This is a genomic window from Chamaesiphon sp. VAR_48_metabat_403 (genome assembly GCF_031422475.1).
Classification (GTDB): Bacteria; Cyanobacteriota; Cyanobacteriia; order Cyanobacteriales; family Chamaesiphonaceae; genus Chamaesiphon.
In genome coordinates this window covers 1-19,481 of record NZ_JANPLS010000421.1, presented here as the reverse complement: position 1 = coordinate 19,481, position 19,481 = coordinate 1, and the positions used below count along the sequence as shown (strand labels likewise).

The window sequence follows — 19,481 nt, the reverse complement described above, 5'->3', positions numbered from 1 at the left end:
ATATGCAAACTACTAATGCCGATCGAGCTGCAAAATCGTTGGCGGAGCCTCTCCCCTGGAGAATCGAGATTACTGGAGTAAAATTGGCTAAGTGGAAAACTATGCTCAAAGATCGCAAGATCGGTACTACCAGAAAGTTATTATCGCGAGTCCCCGAAATTAGTGGCGAACCAGTGGCGCGGAAGGCTCTGAATGGGCAAAGGTTAGATCGTCCGACTTGGGAAGCAATTTTTAAGGGATTGAAGGTGCATCGGGCGGACTTTTTTACTGATGTGGAATGGTTCGATCGCGATTTAACCGCGACTTGGGGTTTATTGTGGGAAATGGCGACAGATGAAACCGATTGTCCTGCGGACAGGCTCCGCCAGCGATTTGGGTTAGTATTACCCCCGGTGGATGATGCGCCCATTGGTGCGGAAAAGTTTCAACAGTCGATCGTCAGTCGGACTTCGGTATCGATCGAAATACCTTGGGGAACGCCCGGTTATTTGATGTTGTTAGAGCGGGATGCACTGGAAAATATCGTTTTGCTTTGCCCCTCTCCATTGATGGCAAATCCGTTACTAACGGGCAAAGTTCAAAGATTACCACAATATCCACCGTCGCCGTTTGAGTTTTTTCAGCCGATAACTATCGGGACTAATTATTTATGGGCGGGGATTTTTGCGAAGTTACCAGATTTAAAATGGTTGGCGGAAGCCCAGAAAAGACCGCTTAGATTGCAGTTGTCGCAGCTTACCGATCTGTTTGAATATGCCCGCAAACAACCTCAAGACACCCCAATTTGGCGATCGAGTTATCTCGTAACAGCCCCAATAAATACCCCTAGTTTATAGTTTTTGAGTGTGGGGGGTGTGGGAGGTAAATTAAAGTAAGATCTTCCTTATCCTCCTACCCATCCCTATCCTCCCCGTTTCCCCAGATCCAGTCCCCCCATCCCCCCATCCCATGCTGACCGATCGAATTAAAGATCTCATTGCTAGAGCCAGAATTGTCAGCTTTAGCAGTTGGGAAGCTCATCCCGCCGCTAGCATCGCTATTTTTCAAGCCGCTGAAGATGCGCGGGTGTATCTCACCGATGAAAATTATGCCCAAATTGAGGCACTTTCGCCCCAGACTTCTAGCCTGATCCCGATTTCTCAATTATTACGCGATCGAGTCGTCGAAATTGTCGATGAAGCCAGAGTCGAAGTCTTCGCACAGTTTCCCCACATTACCGAACCGGGCGGCGGACTTTACCCTCCCGAACGCGCTGAAGCCTGTTGGCGAGATTTTTGGCATTATCTCCGCCCGATTAGTTATGGGCTAGCTGGCGGTTATGCTGAGTACACTAGTGCCGAAGGTTTGAAAAATATGCAAGCCCTCTATCAAGAATTACAAGTCCCGCTCGATGCGATGACAGTCGGACTCGAAGGCATTAAAGCCGCCAGTTTGCGCCGGATCGATGCCAGCCACCACGCGATCGTCGCGCCCTATTTCGACCATCTGATTAGTCAATTAAAATCTTTCCCAGCCCATCATGAATAGCCCTGAAACCTTGCGAATGTTGCTCTCTCACAACTTTGACCTATCAGACGATCGTGTACCCGTCCTGAGTCGGGCAGCCTTCACTCAGGTATTTATCGACGGATTCAGTGCTCATCCAGAAGTCCAATGTCGTCAAGTCGATAATCCACACTGGATCGTCGAAGTCGTCTGTTTGACAAATTTCCTCACTCCTCACCAAATTGGCGAAAAATGCGCCGAGATCCTCACCACTAGTCGCACAAAATCGATCGGATCGATCGATTTTGATATCTTAATTTTAGGCGGCATCAAGACCACTCCTGCCACTAGTAGCTCTCCTGATGCTCTCCAAGCCAATCAATGGGGTGTCGATGTGGTCGAAACTAAGTCAGGGTCTAAATTTTTACAATCGATCGGCTGGGATACCACAATCGCGGGTAAATCGCCAGACAGCATCTTTAAAGTCGAGTCGATCGCCGCTTAAACTATTAACGCAAGTTGCTAGTTATAGTTTTTGAGTGCGGGGAGTGTGAGGAGTGTGGGAGGTGTGGGGAGTAAATTAAAGCGAGATCTTCATAAATCCTCCCCATCCTCCCACCCCCATTCCTCTTTCTACGCCAGTAACTAGCAACTTGGGCTATTACCCCACACAATTTACCCCTGCTCCCCGCTCCCCGCTCCACTACCTCCAAAGTGGTGTCAAAGTGGTATCACTCTGGCGCAATGAATCGCAACAGTAAAACTTAATGATTCTTAGTATTCAGAGTTGCAGCTATATATGAAGATTAGTATAGAGAAGATTATAAAAGCTTATCGGGTAGTAGAGCCGCTAACTTAGCTTGCTAGGTTGGTTGCTAGAGTCCGAACCCTCTCATAATTCGCGGCTTAAAGGTTATTACTTGTAACAGTAGTGCCAAATTTGCTTAAAATTTTGAGACAATTGTTCTCAGATTTATGATTGTTCAGTTAAAGGAGACTTAGTAAATGTCTTTTGGACCAGCCTCACAGTTAGGTGTCAGCCTGTTTGACGAAACCCCGCCAGTAGAGTGGGTACCCGGACGATCCGTTGATGAAGCCGAGACAATTATTCTCGCCGTTTATCGCCAAGTACTAGGTAATGCCTACGTCATGGAAAGCGAACGGGCGGTAGTTGCCGAGTCACAGTTTAAGAGCGGCTTTTATAGCGTCCGAGAATTTGTCCGCGCGATCGCTAAATCCGATGCTTACATGTCTCGCTTTAGCGATTGTCCCCGCTATCGGTTTGTGGAATTAAACTTCCGCCATCTATTAGGGCGCGCGCCTAATAGCTATGACGAAATGAAAGCTCACAGTGCCATCCTAGATGCTGGCGACTTTGATGCCGAGATCGATTCATACATCGACAGCGACGAGTATCAGAACACGTTTGGCGATAATATCGTTCCTTACATTCGTGGCTACAAAACCGAAGCCATCACCCACATGGTTGGCTTTACCCACACGTTCCAATTGGTCCGTGGGGCATCTACTAGCTCCCTCAAGGCAGACTTGGCTGGTAAATCGCCAAAACTTAACTCTTTGGTCATTAACGCAATTGCTACGGCTGTTACGGCTCCTGGTAACACCTTCCGCAATCCGCCAATTAATCCTCGCTCGCGTCATGGTGCGGGTGCTGGCGACCAAGGTAAAGTCTACCGGATCGAGGTTACTGGTTATCGGGCTAAAACGCTCAATAACATTTCCAAATTCCGTCGCAGCAACCAAGTCTACATGGTACCCTACGACCAGCTTTCAGAAACCTACCAACGGATTCACAAGCAAGGTGGTTCGATCGTGAGTATGACGGCGGTTTAGGTTTTAGGCTTTAGGTTGTGAATCCCCGATTCTGGTTCCCCCCTTAAAAAGGGGAGTTAGGGGGGATTCTCTAAGGCTTACGACGAAACTATACTTTCAAAATACCCTCTTCGGAGATATTTGTGGTGAAAACCGCTGATTTTTGAGTAGGTATCTCCAAAATAACAACAATTTAGAATCACAAGTAACTATGGCAACCATGACAAAGATGGAATTGTGGCCCAATCGTGAGGTTGATGACGTGCAAGCCGTCATTCGGGCAGTTTACAAGCACGTTTTGGGCAATCCACACGTAATGGAAAGCGAACGTCTCACCTCTGCCGAATCGCAATTGGCAGATGGCAGCCTCTCAGTGCGGGAATTCGTCCGGGCGGTGGGTAAATCCGAATTTTATCGCAATCGCTACTTCCAAAAATGCGCGCCTTATCGGTTCACCGAACTGAACTTCATGCATTTCTTGGGTCGCCCTCCCGAATCGAAAGCCGAAGTTTCCGCACACATCGTGCGTTGTGTCGCTGAAGGTTACGATGCCGAAATCGATTCATACATCGATAGCGATGAATATCAGTCTGCTTTTGGGGAAAATATCGTTCCTTACAATCGCAGCCTGAGTGAGGATGGTAAAAGTCAAGTAAGTTACAATCGGCTGATTGCGATCGATCGCGGCCCCGCGCAAGTAAGCAGCTCGGTTAAGTCTTCGCAACTAGTCTATTCGGTTGCCACCAATAGCACCAGCAAAACCACCGCATCAAAAGTCAGTTTGGGCGGTTCCGGTCAAGCTAACAAAAAGATGTTCAAGATTGTCGTCACTGGTGCCAAATTTACTGGCCCGCGTCGCGTCAGTACTACTGAATATATCGTACCTGGCGATCGGATGACTCCTCAGATTCAACGCATCAACCGCACCAGCGGCAAAATCGTCAGTATCACTGAAATCGTCTAGAACCATTTTTCGCAAAATCCCCTCCTCTGCGAAGGCAGACGCTACGCGAACGGAGGGGTGCCCGTAGGGCTACTGGTCGGGTCACCCGCCCAGTGGGGTGGGTAGATCTCCGCCGCAGTCAATTTATACTCGTCGGGCACAGATTTTAATTCTCATTTTATAAAACAAAACTCAATTTTTAGGAGCAACGATCGTGGCACTTTGGCTAACAGATGCAGATCCAGTCGAATTACGCCCTAATGCTAGCGAAGACGACTTACAAACCGTCATTCGCGCGGTTTATAAGCAAGTACTCGGTAACGCACACATCATGGAGAGCCAACGACTCACCAGTGCAGAATCGATGTTACGCAATGGCGATATTACCGTTAAAGAATTCGTCCGCGCTGTAGCTCAATCGGAGTTATATCGGGCGTTATTTTTTAATACATCTTCCGCCTACCGCTTGGTAGAATTAAACTTCAAGCATTTACTCGGTCGGGCACCTAACGACCAAGCCGAAATCGCCGCACACGTATTAATTTACAATCAACACGGGTTAGAAGCCGAAATTGATTCCTACATCAGTAGCGATGAATATAGCCTCAGCTTCGGCGAAAACGTCGTGCCCAGCCCGCGCGCTAATAAAACCCAAATGGGTAACAAAAATGTGACCTTCAATCGCACATTCGCACTGATGCGTGGCGATGCATCCAGCAGCGACAGCAGCAAAAAAGCTAAACTGATTAGCGATATTGCTGGCAATCGGGCAACAGCCATCAAACCACCCGCACGCGGCGGTTCTGGTACTTATGCTAATACTGGCAAACGCTTCCGGATTGCAATTACCAAAGCTAATTTTGGTGCTCGCGTTACCCAGAGTGCGGCGACATTTGAAGTTAATTACAGCCAACTGTCTCAGAAGATTCAAAATATCCAAAAGACTGGCGGTAAAATTCTCAGCATTACTGAAGTTGGCTAAGATTGGCGCAACTTCCAGTTCGTGCTAAAAACGATCGAGCAATTATAACCGAGTAATAAGTCCTACCGATAACTTTTACTCGGTTAGCACTCGATCGATGTCGTCGATTATTTATCGGTTTTGTCAAATTTTGAGATTAAAATTATAACAATGAATACCGTATTTAATTTGAGTGGTGATGCCGGACGGACATTTGCGATCGATATCGCTGGTAGTCCCCATCAGGCGATGCTCAGAAGTAGTGCTTACACCATTAAAGTGGCATATTCTTCCCTCGCCCAAACTATCCACTCGATCGGCAAGCGCGGCGGTAAAGTGGTAAATGTACGGATGCTCTCGACACCGATGCCCAGTGTTGCCCATCAGCCAGTAGCTGTTGAAGCTACACCATCGCCAGCGACTGATGATGCGGCTAGCAATTCCCCAGAATCGCGCCGAGCGTCGTCAAAATCAAAAAAACGTTAATTTAGGGTACGAATGGACATTACTCAATTTGTAGCAGGTTCGATCGGGCAATGGAAGTCACAACGTAGTGCCCATCATATGATTTTTGGGCATTTTGAAGCAGTGCGATCGGAAATCGAGATCGTCGCCCTCACGCCAGACAATCCCGCTGTCATCGAGCTGTGTCAAGCCTATGGTATCGATCCCAGTCAAGCTGTTTCGCCATTCCAAATGAGTTGGGAAGGAGAATCTGATTGGGATGAAGCCGAGGTGCTTAAAGGGAGTACTGTCTTAGTACCGATTCCCGACCCCAATTTGCTAAATGGGGGTCAATTATTGCGCGATCGCGGTTATGCTGAAACCATGCCAGCCGCAGCTCGCTATCAGATTACCGAAGATGGTACTTTCGTATTGCTAACTGAATACGATCGCGCCGCCGCTGAAGAGCGCATCTGGTTTGTCAACCCTAATTTAAGGTTTCGCGTATCGACAATTAAAACCAGCGATGGTGCTGGTGTCGTGACGGCTTCCTTCTCATCAGAATTACGCTCGATGGCAACAACTTAAATTAATTGAGAATTGAGAATTAATAATTAATAATTGGGTATTCAAAATGGGGCTTAAACCCCTTATTTTTATGAGTTGACGATCTCTCTTATAAAATCGAGAAACAATAAAGTAGCCACTATCCACTATCCACTATCCACTATCCACTATTCTCTATTCCCTATCCACTATCCACTATCCACTAACTCATGAGTGATTCAATTCTCTTAGCTCGGTGGATGGCTGGTGATTTTAGCAATCACCAACAAGCTGCCGCAGAGCCTCAACATTACGCGCACATTCGGATCTTTTTTCGTCCATTACCGTTTGAATTTTTCAATGCGATCGGGTTTTACTCCGAGCAGGTATATGATTACGATCTATGGAGTCCCTATCGTCAGGGTGTACATAAATTAATCGCTCGCGAAGCGTCTCCATCGGAGAATCGTGGCGAAGATACTTATATTGAAAATTATAGCCTCAAAGATGCGATGCTATATGCTGGAGCCGCCAGAGAGCCTGATATTCTGAAAACTATTACCCACGATTGTCTCGAACGTCGGTGTAATTGCTCGATGATTTTTAGTCGCGATGGCGAGATTTTTCGGGGACGAGTTGAGCCGGGAAATCAATGTTTCATCGAACGGAATGGGGCGATGACTTATTTAATTAGCGATGTCGAAATCGGCAAAAATACTTGGGTGAGTCTCGATAAAGGAATGGATATTAATACTCATGAAAAAGTCTGGGGTTCGGCTTTTGGCATGTTGAAATTTGAAAAAATAGCCAGTTTTGCAGACGAGATCGAACCACAATCGCTATAATCTGAACTGGATTTTCGCTTGGCTTCTATGTCCGATCGTAACTTATCATTTCCCATCGCTATGTTACCACCAGAAGCCGAGAAAAAAATGCAATGCTGGGTGCGAAGCCGACACTTGATTTCTTCGGGTAACTTCTTTGTATTTGAAACAGTTGACTATAGTGCGATCGAGCGATTTACTGACTGTATCGAAGCCTTGGGTGGGACGTTGATTTCGGTCGAATCGATCGGTAAAATTTGGATCGGCGATCGTTGTCAAGTCGTATTGTATCAAGCTAAAGCTAGTCTGCATACTCCCCATCATCAAATTAAACAATATTGGATTAAATACGGCAGTTTTAGAACGAGATTTGACGAACGAGTTTGAATATTGAAACTCGTTCGGTATCGACTCCAAATCCGCCAAACCATCGGCTATGCCTACAGCAACGGCTACGACTGGAACCTCAAAGAGAGCATCCGTGCTAGGATGAAAGTGATAGTCAAAAGACTACTCAGGCAATATGGGTATCCTCCACAGATGGAAGCTCTAGCGATAGAAGTAATCGTAGAGCAATCCAAGGTGTTCGCAGAACTTGATGGCAAGCTTTAGTTGTAAAAAATTAAAATGGAAGACAATTTACCAAAAGACGAGTTTAAAATATCAGAAGACAAACTTAAAGAATACTTGCAATCGAGTCAAAAAGATCCCGACTACGAGGTATTAAGCGAAAAAAATCGCAGTAGATCTGGCTCGATGAGAGATGAACTGCTGGAGATGATTGAAAAAGTTCATCAATCACTATCGAAGTTGGATAAAAGTACGGAATCTCAAACCGAAAGATGTATCGATCTACTCGAAAAATTATCGGGTGCTTGTGCTGCACAGACTAAAGTACTTGCCGAACACGAGCGATCGATCGAGCAATTGCAAAAAATTGTCAAAAGCGATCGAAAGACTATTGCCATTCTGACGGGGTTGACGTTGTTGTCAATGTCTTGGTCGCTGATAGTTCTAGCAACTAATTTTACAGCATTTCACTAGTAGCGATAATCGGGTTGTGGATCGATCCCGCCTGCGCGATTAATCGGCCAAAACCTGACTACTGCTTTACCAATAATTTTATCTTTGGGTAAAAATCCCCAATAATGACCATCGTAACTATTATTGCGATTGTCGCCCAAGACGAGATAATGACCCTGAGGAATGATGCCATCGGGGACAACTTCGGTACTACTCCAACGATATGCAGCAGGTTCGCCGAGATACTGTTCGGAGAGGACTTTGCCATTAACATATACTAAACCGCGTTTGACATCGATGCGATCGCCAGGAAGTCCGATGACACGTTTGATAAATGGCTCCTTGAATTTTTGCTCGCCATCGGCTTTTAATTCTTGTTCCAGTTGAGCGGTAGGATAAAAAACAACAATGTCCCCACGGACGGGATCGGAAAATTTGTAGCTAATCTTATCGATAATCAGTCGATCGTTAATTTGCAACGTTGGTAACATCGAACCAGAGGGAATATAGCGAGAGTCAGCTACAAAAGTCCGAATTCCTAAAGCTAAAAACACGCTAAAGCCAATAACTTTGAGCGTTTCTCCCCACGGATTTTCGACTTTTGCGGGTGTTGTAGTCGGCTCTAATATTGTCGATCGATCTGGTTCTTCTTCATCCATGTGCATTGATGTAATTAACGATAATCGGGTTGTGGATCGATACCACCCGCCCGATCGATCGGCCAAAAGCGGACGACTGCTTTCCCGACAATCTTATCTTTAGGTACGAAGCCCCAGTAGTGACTATCGTAACTATTATTGCGGTTATCGCCTAAAACTAAATACTGGTCTTTAGGAATAATGCCATCAGCAGGCCAAGGTACCTGATACAGTTCGTCGCTAGCGTAGCGATCGTTAGTACTCCAATCTTTAGCAGATGGTTCGTCTAGATAATTTTCAGGTAAAAGTTTACCATTGACATAAACTTTACCACCTTTAACAGCAACCCGATCGCCAGGTAAGCCGATTACCCGTTTAATAAAAGCATCTTTATACTTTTCTTTTTCTAATTGGGCGGTAGGATTAAAGACCACAACATCGCCGCGTACGGGATCGGCAAATAGATAGCTCACCTTATCGATAATCAATCTATCGTTAATTTGCAATGTTGGTAACATCGAGCCAGACGGAATATACCGCGCCTCAGCCACAAAAGTCCGAATCCCAAAAGCTAAGAGTACACTCAACCCGATCGTTTTGATCGTCTCAGCCCAAGGATTTTCGACTTTGGGTTCGGGCGCAGACTGAGGAATGTCACTCACTTCCTCGTACTCGGAACTAGATTCAACTTCTGAAGGATGTTTAGAGTCTGATGGCGGCTGTTCGTAATCCATAAAGCGATTCAGTGGGATATCAATGAGTGAGTATGTGCTATTCGAGAGCCAATCTGCTGCGATCGTGAAATTATCGAAATCGATTTCCGAACAACTTCCACGATCGGACTGTAAAATTTTAGCTATATCGATTACCTTAGGCTTAGGCAGAGGCTAAAGCGTTGGTCAAGCCTGCGCCTTGCGCTTACGGTAGGTGATGCCAACAAAAGCTCGAATCGTTACAGTTAATTGTTCATTCATGAAGATCGTCAATTTCGATGCGATCCTAACACGGCTGGCAAAAACGGCTCACATTTCGATCGTTAGCAATGCGATCTCGTATTCAAAATTGTTGCGTCCATAGACCATTATGCCCTTTATTTTTACCGATCGAGTATGAACGCTAATTCTTTGCTAATCCGTCATGCTCGCATCCTCTTGTCCGATAATAAATGGCTAATGGGTGATGTGTTAGTTCAAGGCGAACGCATTGTCGAAATTGCCCCTGAAATTGCCAGTACCGATGCAATTAGATAAATTGACGCAACTGGCTTGGTTTTGTTGCCCGGTGTTATCGATCCGCAAGTCCATTTCCGCGAGCCAGGGTTAGAGCATAAAGAAGATCTCACCACCGCCAGCCATGCTTGTGCTAAAGGTGGAGTGACATCGTTTTTAGAGATGCCCAATACCAAACCGTTGACCATCGCCCAAGCCGCTCTCGATGATAAACTCGATCGCGCATCCCGTAAAAGCATCGTTAATTACGGCTTCTTCATCGGCGCGACTCCTGCCAACCTGCCAGATATTCGCACAGCCACCCCTACCTGCGGCATCAAGGTGTTCATTGGTTCGGCACATGGAGATTTGCTTGTCGATACTGCTGCCGCCTTAGAACCGATTTTCGCCCAGGGAGATCGCTTAGCCCCTGCGATCGCACCATGATAACGAAGTATTGTGGGCGGGTTTATTAGACGGCACGATCGATTTTATCGCGACAGATCGCGCACCACATACTCTCGAAGAAAAAGCCAAAGGTTACCCTAATACCCCATCGAGAATGCCCGGAGTCGAGACATCATTACCTGTCATGCTCACCCAAGCAGTCGCCGGGAAATGTACGATCGAGCAAGTATCTAACTGGATGTCTACCGCAGTTGCTAAAGCTTATCATATTCCCAATAAAGGCACGATCTCGATCGGCTCCGATGCCGATTTAGTATTAGTAGATCTCGAAAATTATCGCCCATTAGAACGTAAAGATATTGTCAGTAAATGCGGGTGGAGTCCCTTTGAAGGTTGGAATCTCACGGGTTATCCTGTTTACACGATCGTCAATGGGAATGTTGTCTATGAGAAAGGCGAGATTCGATCGAACATTAAAGGTAAGGCTCTGCGATTTGAGTAAATTACCGGAAAGCTAGATCTAGCTAAATATTGTCAAAATTTTATCTCGATCGATTTGTATCGATTATACGAGAACTTTCCGTCTGCTACTTTGTGTCCTTAGTGTTTGATTAAAGGTACCAAATGCATCATAAAATCATGCTTGCCGATTGGTGCTCCTGCCATCCGTAAAATGTCATATACCGTTGTCAGATGGAAGTAAAAGTTGGGCATCAAAAAATCATCTACATACGAGCATCCAGATAACTCTAAGTACCGCCCTTGCGCGAGATCTATGCGGGCGATCTCGGCAAGCTGAAGATCGGTAACACTAATACTTGCCAGGAGTGTCTGAGTCGATGAAATATGTCCGCGAGCATCATCTAAAGATCCTACTTCAGGGTTCAAATCGTTTGCTGACTGCCCTAAGCACCACAACGCAAAATTGCGAGGCTGATTGCAAGTAAAAGCAATTTGTGTACCAAAAGGCAACATATCGGTTGCAATCCGTTGCTGAAAGATCGATGCCACATCATCGGTGAAATGATTCTCTACCACCTGTAAGAGATGGCTCAACGTATCGAGCCTCGAACTAAAGATATTCTGGATTGCTACGATCTGCTGATTTTCCATTTTTAGTATTGATGCAGTGGAATCAGTATGACTTATGATGCTGCTTTTTGTCCGAACACATAGAAAATAGTACCATCATCCCAGATACCCTGCGAGGTTTGTAGCTGCTCTAATTCTATCTCAAAATCGACTTTAGCTTGTGCTAATTGCGCCGATGTAAGCTGGAGCAAAGGATTTGGATATTGCCCAGGGGTTGGGAATGAAGGATTACCTGCCCACATACTTTTTGCTTTTTCTAAACTGATGTAATTGCCATCGGGTTCTGTTTTAATATCGATCGATTCAAACCCAGCTTGCCCCAGGAGATTGCGACACTTCTTCACTGTTCCAGTTGGCTTGCTCAATAGTAGAGAAACATCATATTTTTCCAGCACCTGTTGAGATACAACTCCCGCAACAAAAGCGGTGTCAGCAAAGGCATGAAAGCCAAGTATTCCACCTGGTTTTAACAATCGATGCCAATGTTTCAAAGCACCAGCGAGATCGGACATCCAAATAAATGCAGAAGAACAAAAAATGCGATCGAAACTATTAGCCGGAAAATCTAGTTCTTCAGCATCGGCAACCTGAAATTCAATATTATTCAACCCCAATTCTGCAACTTTCTGTCGAGCTAGTTCGACCATTCCCGTCGCAATATCGATGCCGATGACGTATCCCTCATTACCGACAATTTGAGCGGCTTCAATTGCCACCATGCCCGTGCCAGCGGCAAGATCTAAAACCTTTTGCCCAGGCTGAATGTTTGCTAGTTCGACTAGACGGTGAGCAATTCGGGGATGCCATTCACCATTGTCATAGCCCGCACTTCGACCACTATACAAATCGGCGATTTGCTGTTTGTATTCAGCTAGTTTTAATCGATCGATCATTGCCAATTCTCCCAAATTTATACCTTTATTTAACTATGGAGCTAAACCTTTCCATAAGGCTGCGATCGCATCCGAGATAGCCCGATTTGTATCGATCGGTTGACGATCGCCAATATTTTCAGACAGAGCTAGATTGTGCAAGTGTGACAAGAGCATCGCTGCTGTCGCCTCCACATTTCCACGCTGAATTCGCCCCAATGCTGCTTCAGCATTCAGATATTCAATAAGCCGATTGGCAATTTGAATCCTTGGCATCGTGTGGCGTTGCAAAAATATTTGCATATCGAAGGATGGATGACTGACTAAAGATAAGAAAATTGGCATCACCTCCCGAAAGTAAATAACGATCTGCAAGCTGACCGATATCAGGTTCGTAACGATCTCTCGATCGCCAGGATGGATGTTGAAGATTGCCTCAAGTTGCGCCGCTGGCGGCACCATTGCTGTAAAGAAAAGATCTTCTTTGGTGCTAAATCGCTGGAAGATGACAGATTCAGAGATACCAACCATCTTAGCCAAAGTTCTGGTCGAAGCTTTAGCACCTTCTTTCAGGAAAAGCGATCGAGCCATCGTCAGAATTTCTTCATCTGTAATGGTTTTATTCCGAGGCATTGAATCTAGATACTGATTAAGGCTATTTTGTCACGTTCACAATACGATACCGTGTTCTCGGTGAATATCATCGATCGATTGTTGCTTGAGTTTGGACAGCTCTTCAACCGCTAGCTTTTTTTTCATTCGTAAGCTCTTGAAAATGATGATAACAATGCGCGGCAGGGCTACCAGCCAAGTGCCGAGCAACTTGAAATGCCCAATCCCAGCTAAGACATTGCGATGTTCTCGATCGGCAACCGCATGATGCATCTCTTTAATATCTACAGTTGTCGCAAAAATCATCCAGATATGGACGGCAATTTCATCCTGAATCGAATTACCGCAGTCAAACAAGATGTGGATTGCATCATGTCGATCGAACGATCGTTCTAGTTCTACTGAAAATCGATCGGTCAGATCGCCTGCTGCCTGTGCCGCGCGTAGTGTGTGAATTGCCTCTCCCAAGGTGGAAGTTCCAGACCCGAAGCGATTTTGGTTCATTGTACAGCTCCTCTTTTGTTGGTCTTGCGATCGAATAGTGGTGAATGCTTGATGTTCGATCGCAAGAAAGATCTTACCTCATTTTTATTTTGTAAGCAAGTGCTTGCTTATTTATAGAGAAGACTTTACTGTTGGCATTAGCCCGATGGGCATGAAAGTAAATTGCTACGCCTCAAACGAAATTACAAGCTTACGCAGCAATTGAGCGAGAATTTCACGCTCTGATTCCTCCAAAGCACTGAGAATATGATGTGCATTAACAACATGCGCTTCAACGGCTCGATCGATTAGACTCAGCCCTTTATTTGTCAGCACGATCGAAGTTCCACGGCGATCGGTTGGATCGGGAATACGCTTTACCAATTCAGCTTGTTCGAGTCGATCGATCCGATGAGTCATGGTGCCAGATGACACCATCAGCGCGTTAAACAAATCGGTGGGCGAAAGCTGGTAAGGATGCCCCGCGCGACGCAGGGTAGCCAGTACATCGAATTCTCCCAGATTGAGATCGAATTCGGAAACTGTTGCTTGAATGGAGCGATCTAGATGCTTAGATAGCCGTGCCATTCGCCCAATTACGCCCATTGGCGAGGCATCCAAGTCAGGACGCTCACGCTGCCATTGCGCCAAAATCCCATCGACTGGATCTGAACTCATCAAAATACTACTCACCTAAGAACCTTAATGTCAATTATCTTAACATCAAGATAAATGTTAGGATCTCGATATCAAGTATCTTAATATCGAGATAAAATCATGAAGTCACCTCCGGCTAAACTGTCTGATATTCTGCTGACTGCTTTAGCACCGATGAGCTGGGGCACGACTTATGTTGTCGCGACTGAATTCCTGCCACCCAACCATCCACTATTGGTGGCTGCCTTGCGATCGCTGCCAATTGGTTTGCTATTAATGGCATGGTGCAAACAACTACCTCAAGGAATTTGGTGGTGGCGGATTTTGCTCTTAGGTAGCCTTAATATCGGCATCTTTCAAGCCCTATTATTTATTGCCGCTTATCGCCTTCCAGGTGGCGTGGCGGCGACAGCAGGTGCGATTCAGCCGTTGTTAGTGGGGGTGTTTGCCTGGATAATATTGCGTGAAAAACCTTCCAAGCTATCGATCGTGGCAGCAATCGCTGGCTTAGTTGGTGTCGGGTTACTGGTGATTTCTCCGGCGGCGCGTCTCGATCCGATTGGCATTGTTGCGGCGATCTCTGGAGCTGCAACAATGGGCTTAGGCACAGTACTCATCAAACGATGGAAGCGACCTGTTTCCCTGCTTGTCTTTACAGCATGGCAGTTAACAGTTGGTGGCATCGTTTTGCTGCCAATCGCCCTCGCGATCGAAGGCCCGATTACTAATATCTCTACAACGAACCTATTTGGCTTCGTTTATTTGGGCGTAGTCGGCACTGGAATCGCTTATGCACTGTGGTTTCGAGGAATTGAGAAACTCAAAGCATCGGCTGTCTCATATCTGGGGTTGATGAGTCCTGTAGTTGCAACAATAATTGGTTTCGTGTTCCTAAATCAATCACTTACGCCAATCCAGCTCGTTGGAATGACGATCGTGCTGATTAGTGTTTTAATTGGACAACAAGATAATTAATTGCATTCACGCTCATCTATTCCTCTCAAACTACGCATCAAAGAATCTCAGAGGTGTTTTAGATCTGACAAAATTTAATCTTAATCGATCGACAGCATCGCAGCTAGAACAAAGCAGACAAGACCAATACCCGAACCGATCGCTGGCTTAGAAAACCAGAACTTGAGTGACATCAAAAGGTAGGCGGCAGAAATACATAAAGCACAAATCTGAAGCCAAAGAATTTGGGCAAATGCAGAGAAGTAAAATAAACCAATCGCTAAAAAAGTCCCCCCAAACATTACCAATCCCAAACTATGACTGAGATTAAACCCCAGCCATGCTTTCCACAGGTTTGTATGGGGATCGATAGCGATACTAGACTCCTGCATTGCCTCACGAAGTGCTGGATCTGGTGGTGTAAAAGTGCGCGGATCTCGTAAATCTTGCAACGTTAGCACACCATGTAAAACGCCTAAAATTAGAAAGATCGACGCACCTAAAATTACTAAAATCTGTGCCATAAATGCTGAATTTAAATACATAGACTCAGGCTGGCATCAATCCAAGTTGCTGCATCACTGCCAATAAATTGCAGTCATACCACCATTCTACAATTTTCCCTTCGACAATTCGGAGTAAGGTGAAATCGTTGATGACGACAGATTTGCCTGTGGGTGGTATTCCCATAAATTCCCCTGTATGAGTGCCTTTGAGCGTTGTTCGATAGACAACTTTATCGCCTTCAGCGATCGTATCTTCGATTGTGTGTTGAATATCAGGAAAGCCTTTGAATAGGGAAGCATTGAAAGCCTTGTTTGCCTCTAATCCGACAATCGGTTCTGGCTCGCTGTTGAAATGATGGATTACATCATCAGCCATTAATTCGTCCCAAGTTTTTTCCCAATTGGCTTGGGTGCCCCAACCTTCTTGCTCGAAGCGGAGCGCGATCGATTTGTTTTGTTCTACTTGAGTATTCATAACTTATGCTCCAGATATATTAATTACTTCAAACCAATTTGTTGCATGAATCCTAACAGATTGATTTCGTACCATGTTTCGATGATTTTGCCAGCGGCGATCCGAAAAAACCGCACGCCAGTCCCAGTAACTTGCTTACCTGTTGGTGGAATCCCTAAGAAACTACCTGCATGAGTTCCGGTTAGGGTATGACGCATTGCCACCCCCGTATCTTCAGCAATCATCGTTTCGATCGATTGCTGCATATCGGGAAAACCAAAAAACAAAGAACCATTAAATTTCTTAGCTGCTTCTATCCCCTGAAGTGGAGCTAGTAAAGCGCAATGATGCCAGATAATATCTGTTGCAACAACTTCATCCCAGATTTTTTGCCAATTGGAATTGGTGCCCCATCCTTCTTTGGCAAAGCGGAGCGCGATCGCTTTGTTTTGTTCTAGTTGAGTCATCATTAGTTTTCCTCTCGATGTACCATGCAGTGGTGTATGGTAAAACTGTAGCAACCTCATCTGAAAAAGTCAATACACTACTGTATGGAAACGGCAAATCCAAAATTAGGTCGGCAAGATTGGGTACAAGCTGCACTGGAAACCTTCATGGAAAGAGGGATCGAGGCAGTAAAAGTAGATGTGTTAGCCAAATCGCTCAAGATTACAAGGGGCAGTTTCTACTGGCATTTTAAGAATCTTGACGATCTGCTGGCAGCCATTATTCAGGAATGGCAAGCTGTCGATACAGACAATGCGATCGAGCAAGTCGAGAAAATAAGTGGCACGCCGAAGCAACAACTATTACATCTGTTGGAAATTGCAGCCAAGGATGACAATCGATTAGAAAAGGCAATGCGAATCTGGGCAATCCATGATGTTAGAGCGATGGCATCGATCGAACGAGTGGACAAGCAACGGTTAGAGTATCTTCAGCACTTATTTATCAAAATTGGCTTCTCCCAACCAGATGCCGCGTTACGTGCTCAAGTTACTTACTCGGTAAAACTGGGCTGGGTTACGATCGCACCGCCACGAACACTATCAGAACGTTTAGCACAGATCCGACTCGTCTATGAGACTCTGACTCAGATTAATCCTGTTTCTTGATTGGGCATTGCTGAATTGGTGTATGAAACCTGTGGTAGGGGCAATGTCTTGTCTCGCATAATCAAAGGAAGAAGCCTCCCAGCTCTTTTCATACTTGAGTCTCAATAGTTTGCAATGCCTCCCATTGGGCAACCGCAAACTCTGCTTCCATCGGCAGTACATCTGCTTGGTACTCATCATCCTGCGCCATCTGTGCAAGATCGGCATCAATTTCTGCCCGTCGAATCAATTCTTTCTGTAACTCTTCGATCGAATCTAGAATCGGCATAAACTGCTGCCCAAAATCGGTCAATCGATATTCTACGTGTGGGGGCACTTCGGGATAAACAATGCGTTCCAAAATACCTAGAGTTATCATCCGACGAAAATAATAGTTTTGAACTTTTGTCGTTAGTCCTTCTAGCTCCCGTTCGATTGCACCAGGGCGACAAACTCCCTTACGAATGAGTCCTAAAATTCTTAGTGACCATTTGCAGCCAAAAACAGCCTCGACGACTTCTGCCACATCTGGCACTTCCTCCAAAATTATTTTGTCTGGGAACGACTGCATTTCTTTCATAAAAGTACCTTACCTGACAATATTGTGCCCGCTTGTGCGCTTGTGCGCCATCGCTTAGGCTGTTGTTTGGAAAGAAATTGAGGAAAAACTATGAGTTTGAAAGACAAAGTTGTATTAATCACGGGCGGCGGTAGTGGCATTGGCGCAGATGCGGCGCAGGCTTTCTACTCGGCTGGAGCGAAAGTCGTTTTGAACGGGCGACGTGAGGATATGCTATCTCAAACAGCACAAAAAATCGATCCGACTGGTAAGGATATTGCCTATGTTGTGGGCGATATTGGTCGAGCCGAAACTAGCTCGCTAGTCGCATCATTGGCAGTTGAGAAATTTGGTGGTGTGGATATTCTGTTCAATAATGCAGGCGTATTTCAGCCCAAGCCATTTTTAGAGCATACTCAAACCGATCTTGATGGTTATTTGAATTTACTGCGGGGATATTTTTTGATGTCACAGGCTGCGATTAAAGCCATGCAAAAACGAGGTGGGGGCGCAATTATTAATATTGGTTCAATGTGGGCTTTTAATGCGATCGCTGCCACTCCATGTAGTGGTTCATCGACTGCTAAAGGTGGTGTACACGCTCTGACAGTAAATTTAGCGATCGAGTTTGCATCAGCAAACATTCGGGTAAATGCGATCGCGCCTGCCGTAGTGGAGACTCCTCTGTTTGATGGATTATTGACCTCAGAACAACTTGCGGCTTTTAATACTTTTCATCCTTTGGGTCGGAATGGTCAGGCTAAAGATATCACCGAAGCCGTTTTGTTTTTAGCCGATCACGATCGTTCTGGATGGATTACAGGGACAATTTTACCTGTAGATGGTGGTGTGGCGGCAGGGCGGAACTAATCTACAACGTTTAATTTTAATAAGTCCTAATTTTGTAGGTTTGGTCGATCCTTTAAACCCAGCATCCCCGATTCTCTATTCCCACTCTTCATGGTTTTCGATTTTGGAGATCGCTAATTTTGCGAGTACCCTGACTGGCTCCAACTCATCGTTTAGAACCGATTGGAGATGGGGAATAGCCGATCGATCGCCCAGTTTACCCAGCGAGACAGCCGCAGTGCGGCGAACTTCGCCATCGGTGTCGCTTAATGCGGTAATTAGATCGGGTAATGCGGGTAAATATGCCATTTTCCCGATCGCGGATGCAGCTTCCGATCGCACGTTGGGATCTCGATCTTTCAACGTTGCTAGCAGCAATTGAGCCGCGCGGGCATCGCCTTTTTCCTGCACCAAATGAGCGATCGCACCTACTGTAGCACAGCGGACATCGATCGAATCCGATTTTATCGCATCTTCCAAAAAAGGTGCAGCATCCGCACCGATGAATCCCAACGCCCAAGCCGCATGTCCCTTTGTGCTTTCCGATCGCAGCGGATCGGCTAAAATCCCTAGCAAGGCTGGTACCGAGGCTTCACCCATCTTAGCTAGCGCGCCGACAGCCGAGCCTCGAACGACCGTATCTTCATCATTTAACAGCGCGTGCAGTAAGCTGGGCACAGTTGTTGGATCGATAATCAGAGCCAGCGTTTTCCCCGCCGCCCGCCGCACGACTGGATTAGGATGATGTAACAGCGCATCTACTAATAATGGTGTCGCCGTTCCCCCGATATCGCCTAATGTTTGGGCAAATCGCAACCGCACTAACCCGCGCGCATCGCCCAGGCATTCTACCATCTGTTTGAGCGTAGTAACATCATCGGCATCGAAAGTATCACGATCGATCTGCTCGGTTATCGACTGCATTAAGGCATCCGTTTCAGCAGAATCGAGAATGAGTGGGGTGTCTTCTTTCATGTCTATTTGTTGGTGGGGATCGGGGACTGGGGGACAAAGGAGACGGGGAGACGGGGAGACT

General features: G+C 45.9%; 26 protein-coding genes and 2 pseudogenes. 16 read left to right on the top strand and 12 right to left on the bottom strand.

The features are described 5' to 3' along the window. The 12 genes and pseudogenes from RMO79_RS20175 to RMO79_RS20120 form a co-directional block, all read left to right on the top strand. Positions 1–836: hypothetical protein (locus tag RMO79_RS20175; protein WP_310485062.1), on the top strand; the 836-nt coding region annotated here is incomplete at its 5' end. 112 nt (positions 837–948) lie between these two features. Beyond that, positions 949–1,527, top strand: coding sequence for a phycobilisome protein (locus RMO79_RS20170; protein WP_310485061.1), 579 nt, complete (start codon positions 949–951; stop codon positions 1,525–1,527). Continuing rightward, on the top strand, positions 1,520–1,990 hold the full coding sequence (locus RMO79_RS20165; RefSeq protein WP_310485060.1) for a DUF2656 domain-containing protein: 471 nt from the start codon (positions 1,520–1,522) through the stop codon (positions 1,988–1,990). The genes RMO79_RS20170 and RMO79_RS20165 overlap by 8 nt, the downstream gene beginning before the upstream one ends. Positions 1,991–2,490: 500 nt before the next feature. Beyond that, positions 2,491–3,339, top strand: a complete 849-nt coding sequence (locus RMO79_RS20160; RefSeq protein WP_310485059.1) for a phycobilisome linker polypeptide — start codon at positions 2,491–2,493, stop codon at positions 3,337–3,339. Positions 3,340–3,529: 190 nt separating this feature from the next. Further along, positions 3,530–4,282 (top strand): phycobilisome rod-core linker polypeptide, encoded by a 753-nt coding sequence (locus RMO79_RS20155; protein ID WP_310485058.1) that lies wholly within the window; start codon positions 3,530–3,532, stop codon positions 4,280–4,282. A gap of 193 nt (positions 4,283–4,475) precedes the next feature. Then, positions 4,476–5,243: a phycobilisome rod-core linker polypeptide gene (locus RMO79_RS20150; protein WP_310485057.1), complete on the top strand. Its 768-nt coding sequence runs from the start codon at positions 4,476–4,478 to the stop codon at positions 5,241–5,243. A gap of 150 nt (positions 5,244–5,393) precedes the next feature. Further along, positions 5,394–5,708, top strand: a complete 315-nt coding sequence (locus RMO79_RS20145) for a phycobilisome linker polypeptide (protein WP_310485056.1) — start codon at positions 5,394–5,396, stop codon at positions 5,706–5,708. 12 nt (positions 5,709–5,720) lie between these two features. Further along, positions 5,721–6,254 (top strand): phycobiliprotein lyase, encoded by a 534-nt coding sequence (locus RMO79_RS20140; RefSeq protein ID WP_310485055.1) that lies wholly within the window; start codon positions 5,721–5,723, stop codon positions 6,252–6,254. Positions 6,255–6,442: 188 nt separating this feature from the next. After that, the gene (locus tag RMO79_RS20135) at positions 6,443–7,057 is read left to right on the top strand and encodes a chromophore lyase CpcT/CpeT (protein WP_310485054.1); all 615 of its coding nucleotides are present in this window, start codon (positions 6,443–6,445) and stop codon (positions 7,055–7,057) included. 27 nt (positions 7,058–7,084) lie between these two features. Then, entirely contained in the window at positions 7,085–7,423 is a 339-nt protein-coding gene (locus tag RMO79_RS20130) for a CpeR family transcriptional regulator (RefSeq protein WP_310485053.1), read from the top strand. A 69-nt stretch (positions 7,424–7,492) separates the two neighbouring features. Beyond that, positions 7,493–7,648: pseudogene (locus RMO79_RS20125) on the top strand (type I restriction enzyme endonuclease domain-containing protein); the annotation flags it as partial. A gap of 15 nt (positions 7,649–7,663) precedes the next feature. Beyond that, entirely contained in the window at positions 7,664–8,080 is a 417-nt protein-coding gene (locus RMO79_RS20120) for a hypothetical protein (protein ID WP_310485051.1), read from the top strand. Here RMO79_RS20120 and lepB (RMO79_RS20115) read toward each other — a convergent pair. Next, positions 8,077–8,718 carry a signal peptidase I gene (lepB, locus tag RMO79_RS20115; RefSeq protein ID WP_310485050.1) on the bottom strand — a complete coding sequence of 214 codons (642 nt, stop codon included), beginning with the start codon at positions 8,716–8,718 and terminating at the stop codon, positions 8,077–8,079. The two genes, RMO79_RS20120 and lepB (RMO79_RS20115), sit on opposite strands and share 4 nt — an antisense overlap. Positions 8,719–8,732: 14 nt before the next feature. After that, positions 8,733–9,431, bottom strand: coding sequence for a signal peptidase I (gene lepB / locus RMO79_RS20110; RefSeq protein ID WP_310485049.1), 699 nt, complete (start codon positions 9,429–9,431; stop codon positions 8,733–8,735). A gap of 375 nt (positions 9,432–9,806) precedes the next feature. On the opposite strand from lepB (RMO79_RS20110), the pseudogene RMO79_RS24655 reads away from it, so the two are divergent. Next, positions 9,807–10,815, top strand: a pseudogene (locus RMO79_RS24655) (amidohydrolase family protein). Positions 10,816–10,913: 98 nt separating this feature from the next. On the opposite strand, the gene RMO79_RS20090 reads toward RMO79_RS24655, so the two are convergent. The 5 genes from RMO79_RS20090 to RMO79_RS20070 form a co-directional block, all read right to left on the bottom strand. Further along, positions 10,914–11,426 (bottom strand): DUF1993 domain-containing protein, encoded by a 513-nt coding sequence (locus RMO79_RS20090; RefSeq protein ID WP_310485045.1) that lies wholly within the window; start codon positions 11,424–11,426, stop codon positions 10,914–10,916. Positions 11,427–11,458: 32 nt separating this feature from the next. Continuing rightward, entirely contained in the window at positions 11,459–12,298 is an 840-nt protein-coding gene (locus tag RMO79_RS20085; RefSeq protein ID WP_310485044.1) for a methyltransferase domain-containing protein, read from the bottom strand. 33 nt (positions 12,299–12,331) lie between these two features. Beyond that, positions 12,332–12,910 carry a TetR/AcrR family transcriptional regulator gene (locus RMO79_RS20080; RefSeq protein WP_310485043.1) on the bottom strand — a complete coding sequence of 193 codons (579 nt, stop codon included), beginning with the start codon at positions 12,908–12,910 and terminating at the stop codon, positions 12,332–12,334. Between the two features lie 36 nt (positions 12,911–12,946). Beyond that, positions 12,947–13,393: a hypothetical protein gene (locus RMO79_RS20075; protein WP_310485042.1), complete on the bottom strand. Its 447-nt coding sequence runs from the start codon at positions 13,391–13,393 to the stop codon at positions 12,947–12,949. Between the two features lie 165 nt (positions 13,394–13,558). Beyond that, on the bottom strand, positions 13,559–14,050 hold the full coding sequence (locus RMO79_RS20070; RefSeq protein ID WP_310485041.1) for a MarR family transcriptional regulator: 492 nt from the start codon (positions 14,048–14,050) through the stop codon (positions 13,559–13,561). A 99-nt stretch (positions 14,051–14,149) separates the two neighbouring features. Here RMO79_RS20070 and RMO79_RS20065 point away from each other — a divergent pair, with 99 nt between their 5' ends. After that, positions 14,150–15,004, top strand: coding sequence for a DMT family transporter (locus RMO79_RS20065; RefSeq protein ID WP_310485040.1), 855 nt, complete (start codon positions 14,150–14,152; stop codon positions 15,002–15,004). An 80-nt stretch (positions 15,005–15,084) separates the two neighbouring features. On the opposite strand, the gene RMO79_RS20060 is transcribed toward RMO79_RS20065, so the two are convergent. From RMO79_RS20060 to RMO79_RS20050, 3 genes are read right to left on the bottom strand one after another with little or no spacing between them, the layout of a single operon-like run. Next, entirely contained in the window at positions 15,085–15,507 is a 423-nt protein-coding gene (locus RMO79_RS20060) for an LIC_13387 family protein (protein ID WP_310485039.1), read from the bottom strand. A 25-nt stretch (positions 15,508–15,532) separates the two neighbouring features. Continuing rightward, positions 15,533–15,964: an ester cyclase gene (locus tag RMO79_RS20055; RefSeq protein ID WP_310485038.1), complete on the bottom strand. Its 432-nt coding sequence runs from the start codon at positions 15,962–15,964 to the stop codon at positions 15,533–15,535. 23 nt (positions 15,965–15,987) lie between these two features. Further along, positions 15,988–16,413, bottom strand: coding sequence for an ester cyclase (locus RMO79_RS20050; RefSeq protein WP_310485037.1), 426 nt, complete (start codon positions 16,411–16,413; stop codon positions 15,988–15,990). An 81-nt stretch (positions 16,414–16,494) separates the two neighbouring features. Between RMO79_RS20050 and RMO79_RS20045 the strand changes: the two genes are divergently transcribed. After that, entirely contained in the window at positions 16,495–17,058 is a 564-nt protein-coding gene (locus tag RMO79_RS20045; protein WP_310485036.1) for a TetR/AcrR family transcriptional regulator, read from the top strand. 88 nt (positions 17,059–17,146) lie between these two features. On the opposite strand, the gene RMO79_RS20040 is transcribed toward RMO79_RS20045, so the two are convergent. Continuing rightward, on the bottom strand, positions 17,147–17,617 hold the full coding sequence (locus RMO79_RS20040; RefSeq protein WP_310485035.1) for a winged helix-turn-helix transcriptional regulator: 471 nt from the start codon (positions 17,615–17,617) through the stop codon (positions 17,147–17,149). Positions 17,618–17,707: 90 nt separating this feature from the next. Here RMO79_RS20040 and RMO79_RS20035 point away from each other — a divergent pair, with 90 nt between their 5' ends. Continuing rightward, positions 17,708–18,466: an SDR family oxidoreductase gene (locus RMO79_RS20035; RefSeq protein ID WP_310485034.1), complete on the top strand. Its 759-nt coding sequence runs from the start codon at positions 17,708–17,710 to the stop codon at positions 18,464–18,466. 75 nt (positions 18,467–18,541) lie between these two features. Here the strand turns inward: RMO79_RS20035 and RMO79_RS20030 are convergent, their stop codons facing one another. Beyond that, on the bottom strand, positions 18,542–19,369 hold the full coding sequence (locus RMO79_RS20030) for a HEAT repeat domain-containing protein (protein ID WP_396136644.1): 828 nt from the start codon (positions 19,367–19,369) through the stop codon (positions 18,542–18,544). Positions 19,370–19,481: the final 112 nt, after the last annotated feature.